This window comes from Treponema sp. OMZ 803 (assembly GCF_024181165.1).
Lineage (GTDB): Bacteria > Spirochaetota > Spirochaetia > Treponematales > Treponemataceae > Treponema.
The window spans coordinates 1,973,816-1,992,870 of sequence record NZ_CP051195.1 but is presented as its reverse complement, the minus strand read 5'-3'; the positions used below and the strand labels follow the sequence as shown (position 1 = coordinate 1,992,870).

The window sequence follows — 19,055 nt, the reverse complement described above, 5'->3', positions numbered from 1 at the left end:
CAATATGGAAAGCGGGTTGACGTTACTCTTGAGTACCTGTTTTAACTGCACGAGCAAGTTCGGCGCCTCGTTCTTCAAGCAGCCGAATGTCTGCGTCGAGCAGCTTGCCCTGCCATTCATATTGCTCCAGCTGGTTCCATTTCAGAGCGGCTATTTTTTGCTCGTATTCTTTCTTTGCGCCGCCCGACCATCCCCAGTTTCCGATACGCAGTACTGTTTTATCGGTAATGTGCTTGCGTTCAAATAAATCCAATACGTACGCCATCGGCGGGAACATCTTGTATTCATAGGTCGGCATCGCAAGCACCAAGCCTGCCGCTTTGTATGCATCACCGAGTATGTAGGATACGTCCGTGTCGGGTATGTCGTGGATAGTGTAGGGGACTTGTTCGGCTTCAATTCCTTTGATAACGGCATCAAGCCCTTGTTTGGTATATCCGTACATAGAACCCCAAATAATACAGATTTCTTTTTCGCATTCGCCGCCGGTGTTGTAACCTGCAAACCGTTTGTACAGGGCAGAAATACGGTCGGGATGGGAACGCCAAATAAGACCGTGACTCGGCGCAATGCATTTGATATCCAGCGCTGCAAGTTTGTCCAAAGCCTTTAAGACAAAGGTACTGAAGCTCGCGACGATGTTGGAATAATAGCGCAGCGCTTCCGCTTCGTAAAACTTCAGTTCTTCCTCCGAATGCTGATCGTCAAAGATCTTTTCGCCGATAGCGCCGTACGAGCCGAAAGCATCGCAGGAAAAAAGGACTTTGGCGGCAGGGTCATAGGTCATCATTGTTTCGGGCCAGTGTACATTCGGTGTTTCGTAAAATTGGAGAACTTTTCCGCCGCCGAGGTCAAGACAATCTCCCGTCTTAACCGCGCGGAGATTTCCCTGCACCTTAAAAAACTTTTCGACTATCGCCAGCCCTTTTGACGTACTGATAACTTCCGCCTGCGGATTACAGGAATGGACATATTCAATCAGATCGCAATGGTCGGGTTCCAGGTGATTCAGAATAAGATAATCGATGTCTTTGAACGAAAGCCCGATGGATTCCAGTTGTTCCGTATAGCTTTTTAACGAGCCGTCCCAATCACGGACAATATCGATCAAAGCGGTCTTTTCACCTTTTACAATATATGAATTGATGCTTACTCCTTGAGGAAGCATCCACAAACCTTCAAAACGGCTCGTGCGTGCACAAATATCCGCATGGATACAATAGATGCCTGCACTTATTTCTTGCGCTTTCATAGTGTCCTCCATAACGTCTAAGGAAAAACTCTCATTTGAATTGCGGCTCGGTGAGCGTTAGGTGATATTAGTACCGGCAGGTACCGGTGCTTCAGGTTTGAGCAGAACGCAGACCGAAGAATCCGTAGTTTCCGCGCAGAGCAGCATACCTTCGGAAATATGCCCGCGCATTTTAGCAGGCTTGAGGTTTGCAAGCACGATAATCTCTTTGCCGACCAATTCTTCGGCAGTGTAGTAGTCAACGAGGCTCGAAACGATTTGGCGCGGCTTTTCTTCGCCAAGGTCTACCTGTAAAATGTAGAGTTTTTCCGCATTTTCAGCTTTTACACATTCCAAAACTTTGCCGACTTTCAGCTGCAGTTTTGCAAAATCATCATAGGTAATTATTTCAGTTGTTTTCTCACTCATGCTGTCCAGTATATGAGAAAGAGCCGAAAACTGCAAGCCGAGAAGATAGCAATTGCATCGGACTGGTTTTTTTCATTTTTTTAATATTTGTGCTTGACTTTAAGGGGAGAGGGAGAGCAATATAGAAAAGAAGTTATGCGCAATGTGTAACTTACGTTCGCCGTATGGCGGACGCATTTTCAGAAACGTAATGTATTATTGCATTATGTAAAGGAACAAAAGATGAAAAAACTTTCATTACTTGCAATGCTCACCCTTCTTATCGGAAGCGCCCTGTTTGTTACCAGCTGCGGCGGAAAGGTACAGGCTGATTCTGTTTGGCAGGTGACAGACACTGCTGCTGGCTCGCCAGTTTTCGAACAGTATGTTTACTTTGGTGCGAATGGCAAAATGATTGTCGCCCAGAAGATGTTGGGTACACTTTCGAAGGTAACCTCAGGCGACTATACTGCAAAAAACGGAAAAATTAAAGCTCCGTATATAGCTGCTGTTGAATGTAATTATAAAATTAGCGGCGAAACGATGACAATATCAAAGGGTGGTGCAATGACGTTTAAATTAAAGAAGGTTTCTAGTCCTACGGCAAAACAGATGAAAGACCTTTAAAAAATAGACTGGGCAATACAACGGCTGCTTACCGTGCAGGTAGGCAGCCGTTTTTTGTATGTACGGACAACTGTACAGGGCATCTTTAAAAGCTATGCGAGTTTTTAGAGATGCCCTAGCGTATCTCCAGCTGCGAATAGAGCGTTTTGCCCGCGGGATTCTTAGGGATAGCCTCGATAAAAAAGACATGGAACACCTTTGCCGGAAGCCGTGTCGTTTGTGCGAGATACTCCGATACTGCGCGATGCTGTTCTTTAGTTTTAAGCGTTGTATAAACACAGAGAAGGTCGTCTTGCCCGATACAGGCGAATTCGGTATCGGCAAAGGCGGCAGACAGCAGCCGTTCGGTATCGTCTAAATTAACCCGATTACCGAATATCTTGATAAACCGCTTTTTCCTCCCGACGATAAAAAAATACCCGTCCGAATCCCGTTTTGCCATATCCCCGGTATGCAGCGTTCCCTGCCACTCGTCGCCTTTCGCTAAATCGGCAGCGCATTCCGCATATCCCATCGAAACATTTTGTCCGTGGTACACCAATTCACCGACAGTATCGGACGCGGTAATTTCCGCACCGGCTTCGTCAATTAGTTTTAATTCTCCGCCGGGGATTGCAATGCCCATACTGCCGCATTTTTCCATTGTCTTATCAGGCGGCAGATATGCCATGCGCGGTGCGGCTTCGGTTTGCCCATACATCACAAAAAAGCGCCGTCCGGTGTTCAGGCTCCATTCGCCGAATTTTTGATGTAGCTCATACGGCAATTTTCCCCCCGCTTGCGTCAGCGTTTGGAGCGCCGGCAGCTCCATTTCGGTCAACCGTAGACGGGAGAACATTTGATAGGTATAGGGGATTCCCACAAGCGAACTGACGTTCTCTTGTTTAACCCGTTCCCAGAACGCAGCGGTTAAGATATCGTGCCCGGTCAATATGACGGTTGCGCCCATAAGGACATGGCTATTGATAATGGACATTCCGTATGAATAGCTCATCGGCAGCATAGTTACCGGCCGCTCCTTGTCGGTAATGTGCAGGTATTCTGCGATTGACCGTGCGTTTTCACAGATGTTGCGGTACGTTAAGCGTACGAGTTTGGGGCTGCCGGTACTTCCTGATGTGGTGAGGAGCAGCGCTAAATCTTGAAAAAGCTCCGGCCCTTTTTTATCCGAACGGAGCAGTATGCTGTCTGCTATTGTTGTAACGGGTTTATTCATCGGGAGTATCTTTTTTGTTTCTTCCGGTAAGTCTTGCGGGATATAATAAAAGGCGGGCGTATAGGTTTGAATTAAGTGTTGTAAAAGATCGGGTGCAATGTGTGCATCCAGCAAGAGCGGTACGACGCCTGCCTTTAAGCAACCGAGGTATCCGAGCAGCGTCCCGGGCGAATTTCTACAGAGAAGGAACACCAGCTGATGGGCTGCTTCTTTCGGGAGTGCTGCTGCAGCTGTATTGATTTCGCTGTAATGTAATGTTTTACCGCTATCGGTTATCGCCAATACCCGCTGCGGATCTTCTTCAGCATATCTCAACAATTCCATATTTCACCTCATTACCCATAGGATGACTGTATTGGATTACCTTGCCGGTAAACTGTTACATCGTTTTGCTGAGTGTTTCGGAAATACTGAACGCGCAGTCTCCGACCTTTTCAATTGTCCGTACCATATCGATATACAAAAGCTCCGCCTTAACATTGCCGCCTTCTTCCAAACGGTTTCGTGCGAGCTTTTTCAGATTGCTGCGCATTGCATCGATTGTTTGTTCCATTTCATCGGCAAGAGCCAATTGATCTTGTGCTAGTGGCTTATTCAAGTGATCGTGTACAAAGTGAATAAACTGATTGACGACGCCGAGATAAGGCAACAGTTTATCCATATCCTCTTTCGGAATATTGAGCTTTTTCTTCTTGCTCTTTTCGATGTGTAGCCCCAATTCATAGATATGATCGGTCATATTTTCGAGGTTATCGACGATGGTCAGCATCAGCCGTACATTATGTTCCGCTTTAACGCTGAGCGACAAACGGGAGGTTGCAATTAAGAAACGGGATAATTCTTCTTGCATTTGGTCTGCATAGTCTTCTTGCTGTACAAGCTGTTCAATGACGGCTTCAACAGATCCTTTGTAATCATCTTCCAATAAGGGGCGAATCGTATCGAACATCTTTCGTACGACCGTTGACATCATGCTGATTTCCCGTTCCGCCTGTAGGATGTACGCTTCGATGTTCTCTTTAATTGCCGTTTCGTTCGGCATAACCAGCTGATACCGTTCCGGCGATTCATTTCCTTTATCTTTAACAAGCCATTCTACGAAACGCGCAATATACGAAACAAACGGGAGTGCAATCAAGGTATTTATGATATTGAACAATGAGTGGAAAAGTGCCAGCCGGATGGTTATGTTTGCAAGTCTGCTGCCTTCCGGCGTTAGGCGATACAACAACGCAAGCGACGGTTTAAAAAAGATTAAGAACAAAAGCGCGCCGCATACGTTAAACAGTACGTGTACCATGGCCGTCCTACGTGCGTTGAGTTTACTGCCGATGGCCGCAATAACTGCGTCGATTGTCGAACCGACGTTACTGCCGAGTACGCTTGCCGCAGCAAATTCAATGCCGATAACCTTGCCGTACGCCATAGTTAGAATAATAGCGGTGGTTGCCGATGAGGAGTGCAGAATAACCGTTAAAAGGAAGCCTGCAATAAAACCGATGGCAATGCTGTAGATACCGCCGTCCGCAGCTAATGATAAAAATGGAAGGTTATCGGCGGAGATATCCGGCATCAGGGAAGAGAGAATACCGAGTCCCGTAAAAAGGAGCCCAAACCCCATAATGCCCTCGCCAAGGCTTTCCTGACGGATTCTTTTGAAGAAGGTAAGGAAGAAGCCGATACCGAATGCCGGTATTGCGATTTCGGCGAGTTTAAGTTGAAAGCCGACCAACGCGACAATCCATGCGGTAACTGTCGTACCGATATTGGCGCCGAAAATTACGCCGATTGCCTGCGTGAGCGAGAGTAGGCCCGCATTGACGAAAGAAACGGTCATAACGGTGGTTGCGCCTGATGATTGAACAATAGCGGTAACTGCAAAACCGGTAATTACGGCAAGGATCCGATTGCCGGTCATCATATTGAGGATTCGGTGAAGGCTTCCGCCGGCACTTTTTTGAATTCCTTCGCTCATCAATTTCATGCCGTACAGAATGAAGCCAAGACTCCCCAGAGCCTGCAGGAAGATTACAACTATTTTCATGCCGACAGCATAGCAAAAGGTCATGTATTTTGCAATGATATCCACGGTTTTTATCAAACCGGTTTGATGATGTTGCCCGCAGCTCTGATTGAGCCTATGATCGAACCGTTGACATAAACTATCGTACATTATACAATAATTGTATTATTTATATGATAGGTATTTAATCTATTTTTATCTACTTTAATTAAGGAAGGAAATCATGGCAGAAGAAAAGTACGTCTATTTCTTCGGAAACGGCAAGGCGGAAGGCAACGGCGAAATGAAGCAGCTGCTGGGTGGTAAAGGCGCCGGCTTGGCCGAAATGACTCGCGCAAAGTTGCCCGTTCCCGCAGGTTTTACGATTACTACTGAAGTTTGTCAGTTGTATTATTCGAACAATAAAAAATATCCTGCCGGTCTGGAGCAGTCTGTAAAAGAAAACTTGGCAAAGCTGGAAAAAAGTGCCGGTAAGAAGCTCGGTGATCCCAATGATCCGCTTTTGGTTTCCGTTCGTTCAGGCGCTCCGGTTTCGATGCCCGGTATGATGGAAACGATTTTGAACCTCGGTTTAACCGATAAGTCGGTCGAAGGCTTGGCGAAAAAGACGTCTAACCGCCGTTTCGCCTTGGATGCATATCGCCGCTTTATTATGATGTACGGCTCAACGGCAATGGGCATCGATCGCATAAAGTTCGATGACCTTTTTGATGAGATAAAAGAAAAGCATACCCGCGGACGCTTGAACATTGCAGCGGGTAAGAAAGTCGGCGATACCGATGTAAATGAAGATGAGCTTGCAGAAGTTATCACAAAGTTTAAGGCACTGTATAAAAAAGAAATTAAAAAAGACTTCCCGCAGGATCCGATCGAACAGCTTTGGGGTGCTATCGGAGCAGTGTTCAATTCTTGGATGGCTGAAAAAGCCGTTACCTATCGCCGCGTAGAAAATCTCGTCGGGATTAAGGGTACTGCAGTCAACGTTATGCAGATGGTATTCGGTAACAAGGGGGATACCTCCGGTACCGGCGTCTGCTTTACGCGCGATCCCAATAGCGGTGAAAACATATTCTACGGCGATTATCTCTTTAATGCGCAGGGTGAAGACGTCGTTGCGGGTATCCGTACGCCGATTAAACTCTCCGAGTTTGAAAAAGAAGATAAAAAAGCCTACGATCAGCTCTGTAAAGTCCGCGCTCTTTTGGAAAACCACTACAAAGATATGCAGGATATGGAGTTCACCGTAGAAGAAGGTAAACTCTATATGCTCCAGTGCCGTACCGGTAAGCGTTCTCCTGCCGCTGCGTTCAGAATGGCCGTCGATATGGTAAATGAAGGGCTTATCACCAAAGAAGAAGCGATTATGCGTATTAAGGCGAGCGATATTGAAGGTATCTTCTATCCTGCCATTGACTATAAGCAGCCTAATTTGAAATCCGCCTTGCTTGTCAGCGGAATTGCCGCAGTCCCGGGTGCAGCCGCCGGAAAAATCTGTTTTTCCGCCGCTAAGGCAGAGGCGCTGGCTGCAAAGAAAGAAAAAGCAATTCTCGTACGTAAGGAAACCAGCCCCGAAGATGTCGGCGGTATGCATGCCGCACAGGGTATTTTAACTGCGACCGGCGGAAAAACGAGCCACGCAGCTGTTGTTGCGCGAGGTTGGGGAAAATGCTGTATCGTCGGATGCGAAAAACTTGTCATCGATTACGAAAAAGGCGAATGCAGCTATAACGGTAAGGTTCTTAAAGAAGGCGATTTTATCACCCTTGACGGAACTAAAGGCGACGTATATGTCGGCGAGCTGAAATTGGTACAGGCAAAACAGCCGGAATCATATAAGACCTTGATGAAGTGGGTTGATGAGACACGTGCTATCAAAGTACGCACCAACGCGGATCGTCCCGAAGATGCAAAGGTCGCCCTTGAACACGGCGCCGAAGGTATCGGTTTGTGCCGCACCGAGCACATGTTCTTCAACGACGAAAAGCGTATCCTTGCGATTCGTGAGATGATTGTTGCAGACAGCACCGAAGGACGCAAAAAAGCCTTGGCTAAGCTGCTCCCGATTCAAACAAAGGACTTTGAAGGCATCTTTAAAGTGATGGACGGAAAGGGCGTTACCATCCGCTTAATCGACCCGCCGCTGCACGAGTTCGTGCCGCATGATAAAGAAGGACAGCAGAAATTGGCCGAAGCGCTCAATATCAGTTTCGCAAGCGTAAAGGAACGGGTTGAACAGCTTCATGAAGCGAACCCGATGCTCGGACACCGTGGCTGCCGCTTGGCAATTACCTATCCCGAAATCCTCGAAATGCAGGTAACCGCTATTATTACTGCGGCATGCAATGTGCATAAAAAAGGCATCACGGTACTGCCGGAAATCATGATCCCGCTTACCATCGATCCGAAAGAATTTGCGATCCTTGAAGCGAGAGTCCGCAATGTTGCCGATGCAATCCTTAAAAAACACGATGCTAAGATTAAATACGCGGTTGGTACGATGATCGAAACTCCGCGCGCAGCCTTGTTGGCTGATAAAATCGCAGAACGGGCAGAGTTCTTCTCGTTTGGAACCAACGACTTGACGCAGATGACGCTTGGCATCAGCCGCGACGATGCTGCGAAATTCTTGCCTGCCTATGTCGATGAACAAAAAGCGGGAGTATTCCCTGCCGATCCGTTCCAGTCTTTGGATCAGGTTGGAGTCGGCTTACTGGTGAAAGACGGTATTGCAAAAGGCCGCTCTACCCGCCCCGAATTAAAGGTCGGTATCTGCGGTGAGCACGGCGGTGATTTGGAATCTGTCAAGTTCTGCTGCCGCGCCGGTATGTCGTATGTTTCGGCATCACCCTTCCGCGTCCCGATTGCCCGCCTTGCTGCTGCACAGGCTGCAATAGAGGATAAAAAGGCCGGAGCTAAGAAAGCGGCTAAAACTGCAAAGACAGCTAAAACGGCAAAATCTGCTAAAACCGCAACAAAAAAGAAGTAAATAATCGTTAGTTGATATAACTTGCGACCGGAAGGCTGTCCGAAGCTATGAGTTTTTGGGCAGCCTTTTTACTTTATAGTTTGATATCGGATATTATAATATATCGATAGGGCATCTCTAAAACTCGGTTAGTTTTTTAGAGATGCCCAGTATTGTAGAAATAGAGTCGGATGTAGTTATACGAGCAAGGTAATTATTATGGGAAGATATAGAACAATATATCCCGAAAATCAACATTCTGACGGATATGAGGCTGAAAAAAGTAAAACGGAAAAAATACGGCTGCGCAGAAAACTGATAGCCGTAGTTAGTTGTATGCTGATTATAGGTATTGCCGTACAAAGCCGGTTTGCAGTCAAAGCCGTAAAAAGAATGGTTCGTGAACAAGCCGAAACAGCTCTGGTTGATAAAACGGAAGCGGTCGCTGATATGTTAGATAAAGAAACGGCCGCTTGTTTTCAATATGCCGAAGTACTGGCCCATGCGCCGGTGCTTAATGATCGATCTATTCCCAATAGTAAGAAAGCAAAGATCGTGTATGAACAAGCTGCTTTTAACGATGCAATCCGTGGAATAATGTTCTGTGATATGGATGGGCACGGCTTTATAAATAGCGGTGAACGAGTATCTACTTTAAATGAAGAATGGTTTAGCGCAGCAGCAAGCGGGAAATATTTCGTTTCAGAACCAACTGTGTTTTCGTCTATAGATACCGTATCATTTATCTTTGCGGTTCCTATCCACATGGGTGATAAAATTACCGGTGTACTCAGCATGATTGTTTCATCGGATTTTTTCTCGAAAAAAATCGAATCCATAACAGTAGGACATACCGGCTATTGTTCCGTACTCGGTTCAACGGGAATAATAATCGCTGATAGGGATCTACATTTTGTAGAAAATAAGTACAATATCATATCGGAAGCAGCAGCAGATGAAAGTCTTGCATCTTTTAAGGTTTTTATAGAGACTGCGTTAACCGGTCAAACAGGGGTTGGGCACTACACGTTTATGGATCTTCCTTGTATAGCTGCATACTCTACCATGCAGACTACCGGATGGACGGTCGTCCTTAACGCTCCTGAGTTGGAATTAACTGGAGCTACAAAAAAGTTTACTAGTATGGTCGTTGTGACAAGTGTCCTTTTCCTCGTAGTTGCAATAACTATTGTTGGTGTAGCAATACGGAAAATGGTATAATTCGCTATTTTATCGCTTTTAATACATATTTTTTTAATGTCTTTGTCGGTATATCCATGTTTAGATATTTCAAAGAATGTATATTTTTAAAAATTGCAAACAGCGTTACGGGAATGCCGAATGGAAGGCTCCAGATTCCGCAGCATAAAGACATGATATTTGCTTTTTTTACTTTTTCTTTTAAACACTCTTTGCAGCCGATTTCAATGTTCGTATGGCGGAACGTCAAAATCAATATACTGAAGACGGTATTTATGGTTAATGCATTTATACCTTTTCTTTTATTGCATAGCGGACAAAAACAATCTAATAACTGTTCTGCATGAGTATTAATAATTTCTTTTATTTCTTTTTTAGACATACTTTTTAAATCGACTGCATTTTTTATCTCTTCTAATTGTTCGGAAAGATATTTTCCGGTAAACTCTTTTATATTATATTTTTATACAATGTATCATACTCACTTATCAGTCCGCTGAGAAAATAGAGAGCTTCTTCAGTATAGAGAAATTCAAATATACCGGCTCTTGAATTGATATAAACTGTTTTTCTCATCGTAATAAAAAAGAGAATGGTCAGAATTACGGCAGGGATAAAATCAACATACCCCGACGCAAGCGTCGGGGTACAGTGCTCAACGTTTCGCACTGTATGTTCTATAAGGTGGTTGCAGTCGGCTTTAATACCCTTTGTTACGACGCAAGCGTCGGGGTATTAAACCCTCCGCACGAATAAAACAAGAAATTATCGATTGTGTTTGAATTAACATAGATGGTTATTATGATAAATCCTGCCAAGAAAAAAAGTATAGCAGCAATAATTCCAATGCGCCAATCTTTATATACCGATTCATATATTTCATCATCTAAATCATAGAGGTTGCATTCCTTTGAAATTTTTGAAAGCAACCTCTTTTGTGTATATATTAATTTTCCGTTGTGTATTTCCGCTTCAAGTTTGTATAAAAAAGCTTTTTGGATTAATTTCATACGCTCATTTTCAATAGTGTAAGTCATTAATTATCGACGGCATCATAATCTGAGATAGATTATACGGCAGTGGAATACCGATCTTATAAAAGTTTCTAAAATATTTAATTTCAACGGCTTGCTCTATAAGTGTTTGATCGTTACCATCAATAAAAATATTGCATCGTTCGTTCAGCTTATTTTCATTCGGACTAGGGTTATTATTACTCTCTGTTTTGTTTTGTGGTTCAGGATAGATGATGAGGCATTTTATTTCATCATGGGAATGCTCACTGATACCAAGCGCTTTCAATATTTTTTTATCTCTGGCATATCCGCTGATTTGCCGTATATCATCAAGCATCCCTGCATCTGAATGAGCATATTGCGGTTTATATTTTGCATCGATAATCAGCTGTTCATCTTTTTTAATAAAATCAACCGCAGTTTTTTCATATCCGCTTACTTGAAATCCGATATTCTCTTTCCCATAATTCTTAATGAGCTGAGCGTATACATATAATTCATATAGGCCGGACATATTAATCCAATACGGTACAGTCTCCTGTTCCAATGCCGAAATAGAGTTTATCGAATAATCGTATCGCCGTAAAATGAATTTTGCAAGCTCCAATGCTGAACGATAATGAGGAAATAATTTACTTGCACGGAATTGTTTTATTTCGGAAGGCTGAATATATTCCGAAACCGTTTCAAAGCTGAGTAATATACGAGGGAGTTTCTGCACCAGCGTTTGACCGGCGCTATGCCTTGTAAAGCTTTCAGATGTGCTCATCATTTTTTTGCAAAACAACAAGGCTTTTTTCAAGAGCCGATTTTCGGGAATATCCGTCGTAAATTCTTGAAATGCGCAGATATTTTTGTTCAATCCGTATTTACTAAGATTCTCTTTAATCGTTTTTGAAACCCATACTTTTCCTTTGATTTTATTTTTTAAGTTTTCTTCTCGATACACATATCCTTTTTTAAGACCGTTCCGTATTATTTTTTCGGTTAAAGTAATAAAATGTACAATTAAAAGCGGTGTCAGATAATTGATATCTTGTTTAAGCGGTATTGCAGGCTAGTCAAAATCAATACCATAGCATTTTGAAAAATATTGCAGCTCATATTCGGTATCAACGGCAAGTGCTGCCCTCAACATCTCAAAATAGTCCAATTCCATTTTCGGCATTACTGCTGCGGCAATTTCACCTTCCTGCAGCCAGCATGTTCCTATATAGTAACTTGCCGTAAAATCTTTGTTAATTCCGAGATAGACAGGAGCTTTGTTCATGTCGGGATTTCCTGAAAACACAATCGGATTATTAATATCTTGCGTAAGCTGTTCCAACACTTGTCTATCGTGCGGTTCCGGTTGTTGATGTTCTGTAAAGTATATAACTTGCTGCTGCTTATTGGTTGTCATGAATTTGATTATTTATTTTCGTTTCATCGAAAATGGCTTTAAGCAATCCATCTTTATGATATTCGTGAAGAAGCGGTAATACCTCATAGATAAACTTTTGTTCCAATTCGGCATCGCTTTTTGCCATAAAATAGCTGTGTCCGGGCATTAAATCATCAAAATCCTCTTCTATTTTATTCTCTTCGATAAAGCGTTTTACTGAAGAGAATAATTCAAGTGCTTTATTTTTTAATGCTGCATCTGTACCTCCCGGTACATTGTCATAAAATTTTTCAATAGCTGACTTTTCGGATTTTAATGTAATAAACGCAAAACGGCGGCGGACTGCGTAATCAATGGTTCCTACACTGCGGTCGGTTGTATTCATTGTTCCGATAAGATAGATATTCGGCGGCACGGAAAAAAGTTCTCTTGAATAGGGAAGCCGTACGTTTATCGGATGCATACTTCCTATGCGTTTATCCGATTCAAGCAAGGTAATCAACTCGCCGAATATCTTCGAAACATTCCCGCGGTTTATTTCGTCGATAATGAGAATGAAAGGATTAGTGTTGGATTGTGTATTGTTTAAAGGTAAAGCGTATTCAATAAGACCTAAATTTTCCTTGCAGTATCGGATAATCGCTTTTCGATAGTTATCGTGGCCTCGTGCTGGAGTGCCGGGCAATCCGCGATATACATTATACAGTTGTTCTTTACTGAAAAACTTTGATTTCCCGCTTATCCATCGATCTTTTTGAAAACTATCATCTTCATACGTGCGAGTTGCTAGTCCTGTTCCGTATTCATTTAATTCAATCCGAAATGTGTTTTTTCCACTTAATAAAGGTATTTCTATAAAATCTTTTTCATCTAGTTCATCCACAAGTTTGCCCCAAACGGACTCAAAATTATCTTGCATTGATACAAGGGCGGAATCTTTAATCGCTTGTTTACAGAGGCGCTTAAATATACCGTCTTCAACACGGTACGCAATACCGGCTGTATTTCCGTCGGAGTTTTCCACGAGTTGAGGTTTTAATCCTTCAACAAAGTCTTCATAATCCATTGACTGATGAAAAGTTATAAAAGCTATTTGTCCCTTTTCAACATATTCTTGATATTTTTCCATGACTACATCATGATTGAAATAGCTGATATTTTCATCAATAAGGCTGAGCGCCAATGCTGCAGTGGTGTAGGTTTTTCCTGTTCCGGGAGCACCCTGTAGAATGATATTTTTCTTCATACGGAGAATATCCGTATATTTTTTTAGTTCATTATTTCCCATCGTTTTATTGTCCTCAGTAATATATTTCCCGAAAATTGTTTGTATGGCCTCGGTTCCCGTTACCTGTAATAAAGTAGAAACTTGTCAAGTATTAGTAGACACATTAAATTGATAATTGTTGGTAAGCTTCATTCGGTATTCGATAATTAATACTCGAATGAAGTCTTTCACTGTTATAATACAACTCTATATATTCCACTATCGTTGCTTTCGCCTGTTCAAATTTCATATGACGAATACTCGGCATCTCTCGTTTCATGGTCTTCCAGAAACTTTCAATTGGCTGATTGTCTTGCGGAACTCCGGGTCTTGACATACTTTTGATAAAACCTGCTTTCTCAATCAGCTCCGTTGTCTTTTTTGAGCAAAACTGGCTACCGCCATCAGTGTGCATATAGCGTTCAGCTGGTACATTCACATGGCGGCCGCAAGCCATTTTCAGAGCTTGATGTACAATGACTTCTCTCATATGTAATTGGATTGACCAACCAACAATCACCCTGCTTGCAATATCTATTATCCCACAAACATACACCTTGCCTCCTGTTATCTTAAATTCACTGATATCCGAACTCCAAAGCTTATTTACTTCCTTCACGGCAAATTTGTCCTTAATCACATTTTGTTTAATTATTTTTTCCTGTTGCACTATTTTGCTCCTTTTTCCTCGCCCTTTTTTCCTGCCTCCTTTCGCTATTAATCCGTTCTCTTTCATAATTCGAGCAATTTTCCATTCACTCACTTTGATATGCTCTCGCTCAAGCGCTTTTTTGATCCGTATCCGCCCATAATTTCCCTTATGTTTGGCAAATGTAGAAATGATACGCTGCTCAAGCTGTTTTTCTTCTTCTTTCTGCTCCTTTGCTTGCCTATAGTAGCTGCTACGCGATACGCCAAGTATCCGGCATACAGTGCTTATTTTTCTTTGAGAAAAATACTTTTTTGCTATTTTGACGCATTCGCTCACTTTTCCGCAAAGTATGCCGCTACTTTTTTTAGTACTTCATTCTCCAGTTTTAAGTACTCGTTTTCCTTTTGCAGTTTCTTCAGTTGCGCATCTGCACTTCTTACTCGTCCTGAACCGACAAAAGCTTCCTGTCCATAGCTTTCATATTGGTTTAACCATTTGTATAAAAGCTGTACTCGTACACTTAATTTCTCTGCCACAATACGCACGGGTATGTTTTTTTCAACAACCAGCTTACATGCCTGCTCTTTTAATTCCTTCGTATAATTCTTGTAAACACGTCTCATATATTCTCCATTTTACCTGTCTACTTTTATTATACAAGTTTCGTACCTTTCCAATTTCCTTTTCCCATTTTAGGAGCTTTTCCATGGAAGAGTTCATCCTCATCATCATTCAGTTGTTCTATGAATATTTTTCCCTCATTTTCATTTTTGTCTATAATTCTTGAAATTTGATAGATTTTTAGGATATTTTTTCCGCCGTGTCCATGAAAAGCAAGATAATCACCAATTTCGACTTCTTTAATATTATTCCACGCTTGTTTAGCGCCTCTTGTCTCAGCACCTTGATCCCATCCTATTTGCCAATAGCTGTCCCTTTTAAATTCGTCGAGTTTTTTATCTTTTTCTCCCCAATAAATACCGCCTGACCAAAAGTGTGGGTTCGTGTTGTTATCTTTTAAAATATCCATATTTATTCTCCCTATTTTGCATATAATAATCGCATATCTTTATTGGACACTTGAAGATTTAGAATAGTACATATCCATTCGCATATATTATATACCTAACCGTACAAAATATGCTATTGTACCGCATCCCGTTTGTTCGTCATTCCATCGTAATATTTTCCGTTATAAGCTGCCCGTTCCGTATCTCCCCTTCCGAAATATAATACAGTCTCATCTTTGTATTATCGGTTTTTGTATAATCAATTACATAAACCTGATTGGGTTCAACCTTCATAGGGTAATTTGATTCCGGGAGCCAATCACCGGTTTTGCCGGAATTCTTGAGCGCCTTATATGCGCCGTCAAGTTGCCAAAATTCGCGGTATGCAAAGTCTTTAAATCCGGTCAAATCTTGTTTGCCGTAATAATACGCACGATAGTCGGTATGCGCTACCGTTATGATATCTATGCGGATAGGTTCTATGTCCTTAGCGAGCGGACTTAAATTCTCTGTGTTGAGATTCGTTCCGTAGATTGATTTTAATTGATTCGCCATACAGGGAACGGCTCCGGTAGAATCAAGTGCAGCTGTATCCGTATGCGCAGAACCGTATATTCCCATTATATCGGCATTTTGAATTTGTTTGAGTTCATAAATAAAATTCTGAACCATCATATTTTCACGGTATGCCATAGCCTTTGCATTGCTGCTGTTATAATAGGCAATACCTTGTTGTATGATCTCTTGCGCTCGGAGATATGCGGGAATGTTCTGCTGCTGTTTGCTTTCGAGGTAGCGCAGGAAACGTTCTCCGGTTGTACCGTATTGATGCCCTACATCGGTACCGTGGAAAACAGTTTGCGGACACAGCTCTTTTATCTGCATAAAAAAGTTATATGTATGTTGATTATGAAAAGCTGTTCCTTTCCAATCATTGAATACTTCTCCTAAGATGGTATTATCTTTTTCTCTTAACCACATATTAAGATATTCTGCCGTATAAGAGGGTAGTTCAAGAAATAAATGCCTCAAGCCTTTGGTATAATATGCACGCCATAGTGTCAGTTCTTTATCCGTTATTTTCTTAACGCCGTGCTGTTCACCGTATAAATATATCGTACCGGTATAATTAGTATTGCGTGCAGCATCTGCATCAGCCTTACCGTGTGCATATACAACAGTTGTTGCAGCACAGTAGAGGAATAGAACAATCGCAATTCGTATTTTCATCATTTTCTTCAATCCTTTATGTCTTTGAAAATTCATATCAATTTTTATCATGTGCTGTGTGTAGTTTATATTCTTTTTTGATAATAAGTTCCTCAGACATTCCGGCGTACTGCGCTCCGTCAAATTCAATTTTTACAATATACGGCATATAGTCAATTATTCTCATAAAACTATCGCAGCCAAATGCCGGATTATAATAATTGAGAATGGTGCTTAAAGCGGTACCATGGGTTCCTATTACGATATTTTTATCCCGATAGATTTCTATTATTTCCTTAAGCGCTTCGATATTTCTTTTTTGCACGGAATAAAGCGATTCCCCATCCGATTCCGCGTAATTTTTATCCGCCCATCGCTTTTTAAACAGTTCAAACGTATTCCCGTTTTTGCCTGATTTTCGTTCCCGCAATCTTTCATCGGTTTTTATTTGTAGATGATAATATTCGGCAGCCTTTGCGATCGTGTCATAGCTTCGTTTATATGGACTTGAAATGAACACATCAATGTTTTTATCTTTAAGATAATGCAACACTGCGTGGGAGTCCTCAAGTCCTTCCTTCGTCAGAGGCCGAAATTGTTCATCGCCGCTTTTCGTATGATCCGATTGACAATGCCTCACAAAATAAATATATGTCATTTTTTAGCTCCTCTTTCATGCAAACCGTATAACCTGTTCATCCGCATCAACTGTTGCCTCAATGCCGAGGGGAATAATACACCGCGGTGTTGCGTGTCCGATATTAACGTTGTACACAATCGGCAAATCCGGTTTGTTGATTTCGCTGATTAAAAGGCGTTTGTAGTCTTCGTAATATACTTCGTCCATAGGCTTGCCGACAAGGATACCGTTTATAACTTCAAAAATGCCGGTTGCTTTTAAGGCTTGTAACATCTTTTGATAGAGCTCTGGTTTTGTACGCTCTTCGCTCGATTCCAAAAGCAGTATTTTACCCTGCCAATCGTCAATGCTCGGGAAAAGATTATACCGGCGGCACAAAGCAGGGCTGTCATTATGACGGGCGTTGTCAAACATATCATACAGTGTTTCAATGCAGCCTCCGAGAATAGCGCCGGAGAATACGGACTTCCCTTGCGACAATTCAAATCCATTGTTCTGGTGCCGCACTCTTTTTACACCGATCTGTGATTCATCAAATGCCGTACGCTCACTATACCACATATCGCTCGGGCGGATTTCTTTTATTGTGCCGGTTGTAATCAATTCTTCAAAATACTTTTTTGAATACGACAGCATTTCATCTTCAAGTTCGCAGATATCCGCAACAAACGATTGACCGTAAAAAGTATTCACGCCTACGTTATGCAGCATAAAATGATTCATCGTCGTATCAGAGAATCCGAGAAAAATCTTTTTGCTATGCTGTACCGCCTTCCGTAATTCATCATGTTCAAATAAATACGGCAGCAGCTTGTATGTGTCCTCTCCGCCGATTGCACACAGAATCATATCAATAGACGGATCGGAGAAAGCATCCAATAAATCCTGCGCACGGGCTTCGGGATGACTTTGAAGAAAATCAATTCCTTTACAGGCATTCGCGGTAGTAACAACTTCTATTCCATACGAGCGTAAACGCCTAAAACCCAATTCTTCCCCGTGCTTAATAAACGGCTCGCCGAGCAAACCCCGTGAAAGGCTGATAATCGCTATCTTTTTTACCGTCATAGTTTTTCTCCTCAGTAGCTTCTTACTATATTTTCAGAAGACTTCTATTTCTCCAGTATATTCATTTGCTTTTTGTATTAATGAACCTTTTGCACCCATAGTAAAAGCAATATTACTGCTTCGAATTGCCAATAGTTTATCTCCCGTCTTTATATCCAACATCTGCATTAAAGATTCTGAAAGGTGAACTCCATTATCTTTCAAGGTAAGCCAGCCGTATTTTCTTCCCTTATATGAAATTAACTCACCCTCTTTGAGTGTCCTATCCGCCAAACGAGGGTTTTCTTTTAAGATGTGATTGAGTGTTGAGCGGGAAAGCAGAGTCTCGCTCATCACACAAAATCCGCCCGTCTGCTTACTGCCGGAAACGATGTAAATATATTGCTCTTGGTGTAATTTATATTCTTCCACTGCCGGTACCGGAAAGATGAGCGCTCCATCTTCCCGTATCTCAGACCAGCCGAAAATATATTTTCCACCTTTACTCATCTGCGGCATGTTTACTTTCCTCCAATGCTTTTTTCGTTATGCGAATTGCGCCGCTGCTGTGAATACGGACAACAGGATGCGGATCATGTTGTGCAAACCATTCCAGTTTTTCCAAGTACGGTTCTACAGAATGCGGCAGCCGTTTTCCCATTACCCGAAACATTTCAGGCGCCTCAATTCGTACGCGCTCTCCCTTATCCGATATCAACTCATAGAACAAATCCAATGTGTCGCAAAAAAGTTCCGGTGCGCCTGTTGCAATATTTTCACAAGCCCATACAAACGCAAGCCGTACCGCTTCTGCTGTGTCGGAGCGCATATTCATCATTGTGTCAAAATAAGGGAGAATCAAATCCTTGTTTGCCCTGCCTATTCGTCCCAATGCGTTTATCGAGCGCTCCCGCAGTTTCGGATTACCGTCTTTTAAATAGCCAGCAATTTGTTCAATATACGGCTGCACCGATAACGGATATTGTAATCCCATTTCACCGAGAAGCCACAACGCTTTTGCTTGTACATCCGCTGAATACTGTTCGCCGAGTTTTGCTGCGACATCATTAATCGCTGTGTTCCAATGCACCTTGTCTTTTGTGATTACGCTTAATTCTTTCAGTATCTCTTTGTCTATCATTATACCTAGTCACATAAAA

Annotated in this window: 20 protein-coding genes; 3 read left to right on the top strand and 17 right to left on the bottom strand. The window is 42.4% G+C overall.

The genetic code is table 11. The features are described 5' to 3' along the window. Window positions 1–22: 22 nt before the first annotated feature. Together ABH09_RS09075 and metG are read right to left on the bottom strand one after the other, a co-directional pair. A complete protein-coding gene (locus ABH09_RS09075) occupies window positions 23–1,252 on the bottom strand; it encodes an FprA family A-type flavoprotein (protein ID WP_253714152.1) in 1,230 nt (409 codons plus the stop codon). Between the two features lie 57 nt (window positions 1,253–1,309). Beyond that, a complete protein-coding gene (gene metG / locus ABH09_RS09070) occupies window positions 1,310–1,660 on the bottom strand; it encodes a methionine--tRNA ligase subunit beta (protein WP_253714151.1) in 351 nt (116 codons plus the stop codon). Window positions 1,661–1,882: 222 nt separating this feature from the next. Here metG and ABH09_RS09065 point away from each other — a divergent pair, with 222 nt between their 5' ends. Beyond that, the gene (locus ABH09_RS09065) at window positions 1,883–2,266 is read left to right on the top strand and encodes a hypothetical protein (RefSeq protein ID WP_253714150.1); all 384 of its coding nucleotides are present in this window, start codon (window positions 1,883–1,885) and stop codon (window positions 2,264–2,266) included. 115 nt (window positions 2,267–2,381) lie between these two features. Here ABH09_RS09065 and ABH09_RS09060 read toward each other — a convergent pair whose 3' ends face one another. Both ABH09_RS09060 and ABH09_RS09055 read right to left on the bottom strand, forming a co-directional pair. Then, entirely contained in the window at window positions 2,382–3,806 is a 1,425-nt protein-coding gene (locus ABH09_RS09060; RefSeq protein ID WP_253714149.1) for an AMP-binding protein, read from the bottom strand. A gap of 55 nt (window positions 3,807–3,861) precedes the next feature. Continuing rightward, on the bottom strand, window positions 3,862–5,526 hold the full coding sequence (locus ABH09_RS09055) for a Na/Pi cotransporter family protein (RefSeq protein WP_253714148.1): 1,665 nt from the start codon (window positions 5,524–5,526) through the stop codon (window positions 3,862–3,864). Between the two features lie 202 nt (window positions 5,527–5,728). Here ABH09_RS09055 and ppdK point away from each other — a divergent pair, with 202 nt between their 5' ends. Continuing rightward, a complete protein-coding gene (gene ppdK / locus ABH09_RS09050) occupies window positions 5,729–8,491 on the top strand; it encodes a pyruvate, phosphate dikinase (protein WP_253714147.1) in 2,763 nt (920 codons plus the stop codon). 198 nt (window positions 8,492–8,689) lie between these two features. Further along, window positions 8,690–9,691: a PDC sensor domain-containing protein gene (locus ABH09_RS09045; RefSeq protein ID WP_253714146.1), complete on the top strand. Its 1,002-nt coding sequence runs from the start codon at window positions 8,690–8,692 to the stop codon at window positions 9,689–9,691. 4 nt (window positions 9,692–9,695) lie between these two features. Here the strand turns inward: ABH09_RS09045 and ABH09_RS09040 are convergent, their stop codons facing one another. The 13 genes from ABH09_RS09040 to ABH09_RS08980 form a co-directional block, all read right to left on the bottom strand. Next, on the bottom strand, window positions 9,696–10,052 hold the full coding sequence (locus ABH09_RS09040) for a hypothetical protein (protein WP_253714145.1): 357 nt from the start codon (window positions 10,050–10,052) through the stop codon (window positions 9,696–9,698). Between the two features lie 331 nt (window positions 10,053–10,383). Then, entirely contained in the window at window positions 10,384–10,680 is a 297-nt protein-coding gene (locus ABH09_RS09035; RefSeq protein ID WP_253714144.1) for a hypothetical protein, read from the bottom strand. A 10-nt stretch (window positions 10,681–10,690) separates the two neighbouring features. Next, on the bottom strand, window positions 10,691–11,710 hold the full coding sequence (locus tag ABH09_RS09030) for a 5-methylcytosine restriction system specificity protein McrC (protein WP_371922155.1): 1,020 nt from the start codon (window positions 11,708–11,710) through the stop codon (window positions 10,691–10,693). A gap of 33 nt (window positions 11,711–11,743) precedes the next feature. Beyond that, on the bottom strand, window positions 11,744–12,088 hold the full coding sequence (locus ABH09_RS09025; protein ID WP_253714143.1) for a hypothetical protein: 345 nt from the start codon (window positions 12,086–12,088) through the stop codon (window positions 11,744–11,746). Continuing rightward, window positions 12,075–13,358, bottom strand: coding sequence for an McrB family protein (locus ABH09_RS09020; protein WP_371922108.1), 1,284 nt, complete (start codon window positions 13,356–13,358; stop codon window positions 12,075–12,077). Before ABH09_RS09020 ends, ABH09_RS09025 begins: the two co-directional genes overlap by 14 nt. A 103-nt stretch (window positions 13,359–13,461) precedes the next feature. Next, a complete protein-coding gene (locus ABH09_RS09015; RefSeq protein WP_253714141.1) occupies window positions 13,462–14,325 on the bottom strand; it encodes an IS3 family transposase in 864 nt (287 codons plus the stop codon). Beyond that, window positions 14,322–14,612: a transposase gene (locus ABH09_RS09010; RefSeq protein ID WP_253714140.1), complete on the bottom strand. Its 291-nt coding sequence runs from the start codon at window positions 14,610–14,612 to the stop codon at window positions 14,322–14,324. Before ABH09_RS09010 ends, ABH09_RS09015 begins: the two co-directional genes overlap by 4 nt. 29 nt (window positions 14,613–14,641) lie before the next feature. Beyond that, window positions 14,642–15,019: a hypothetical protein gene (locus ABH09_RS09005; RefSeq protein WP_253714139.1), complete on the bottom strand. Its 378-nt coding sequence runs from the start codon at window positions 15,017–15,019 to the stop codon at window positions 14,642–14,644. Window positions 15,020–15,158: 139 nt separating this feature from the next. Continuing rightward, entirely contained in the window at window positions 15,159–16,232 is a 1,074-nt protein-coding gene (locus ABH09_RS09000) for a hypothetical protein (RefSeq protein WP_253714138.1), read from the bottom strand. 34 nt (window positions 16,233–16,266) lie between these two features. Further along, entirely contained in the window at window positions 16,267–16,866 is a 600-nt protein-coding gene (locus ABH09_RS08995) for a histidine phosphatase family protein (RefSeq protein ID WP_253714137.1), read from the bottom strand. 15 nt (window positions 16,867–16,881) lie between these two features. Next, window positions 16,882–17,916 carry a S66 family peptidase gene (locus ABH09_RS08990; RefSeq protein ID WP_253714136.1) on the bottom strand — a complete coding sequence of 345 codons (1,035 nt, stop codon included), beginning with the start codon at window positions 17,914–17,916 and terminating at the stop codon, window positions 16,882–16,884. Between the two features lie 33 nt (window positions 17,917–17,949). Further along, entirely contained in the window at window positions 17,950–18,414 is a 465-nt protein-coding gene (locus ABH09_RS08985; protein ID WP_253714135.1) for a hypothetical protein, read from the bottom strand. Then, complete coding sequence (locus ABH09_RS08980) at window positions 18,398–19,036, bottom strand: HEAT repeat domain-containing protein (RefSeq protein WP_253714134.1); 639 nt, start codon at window positions 19,034–19,036, stop codon at window positions 18,398–18,400. Before ABH09_RS08980 ends, ABH09_RS08985 begins: the two co-directional genes overlap by 17 nt. Window positions 19,037–19,055 lie beyond the last annotated feature (19 nt).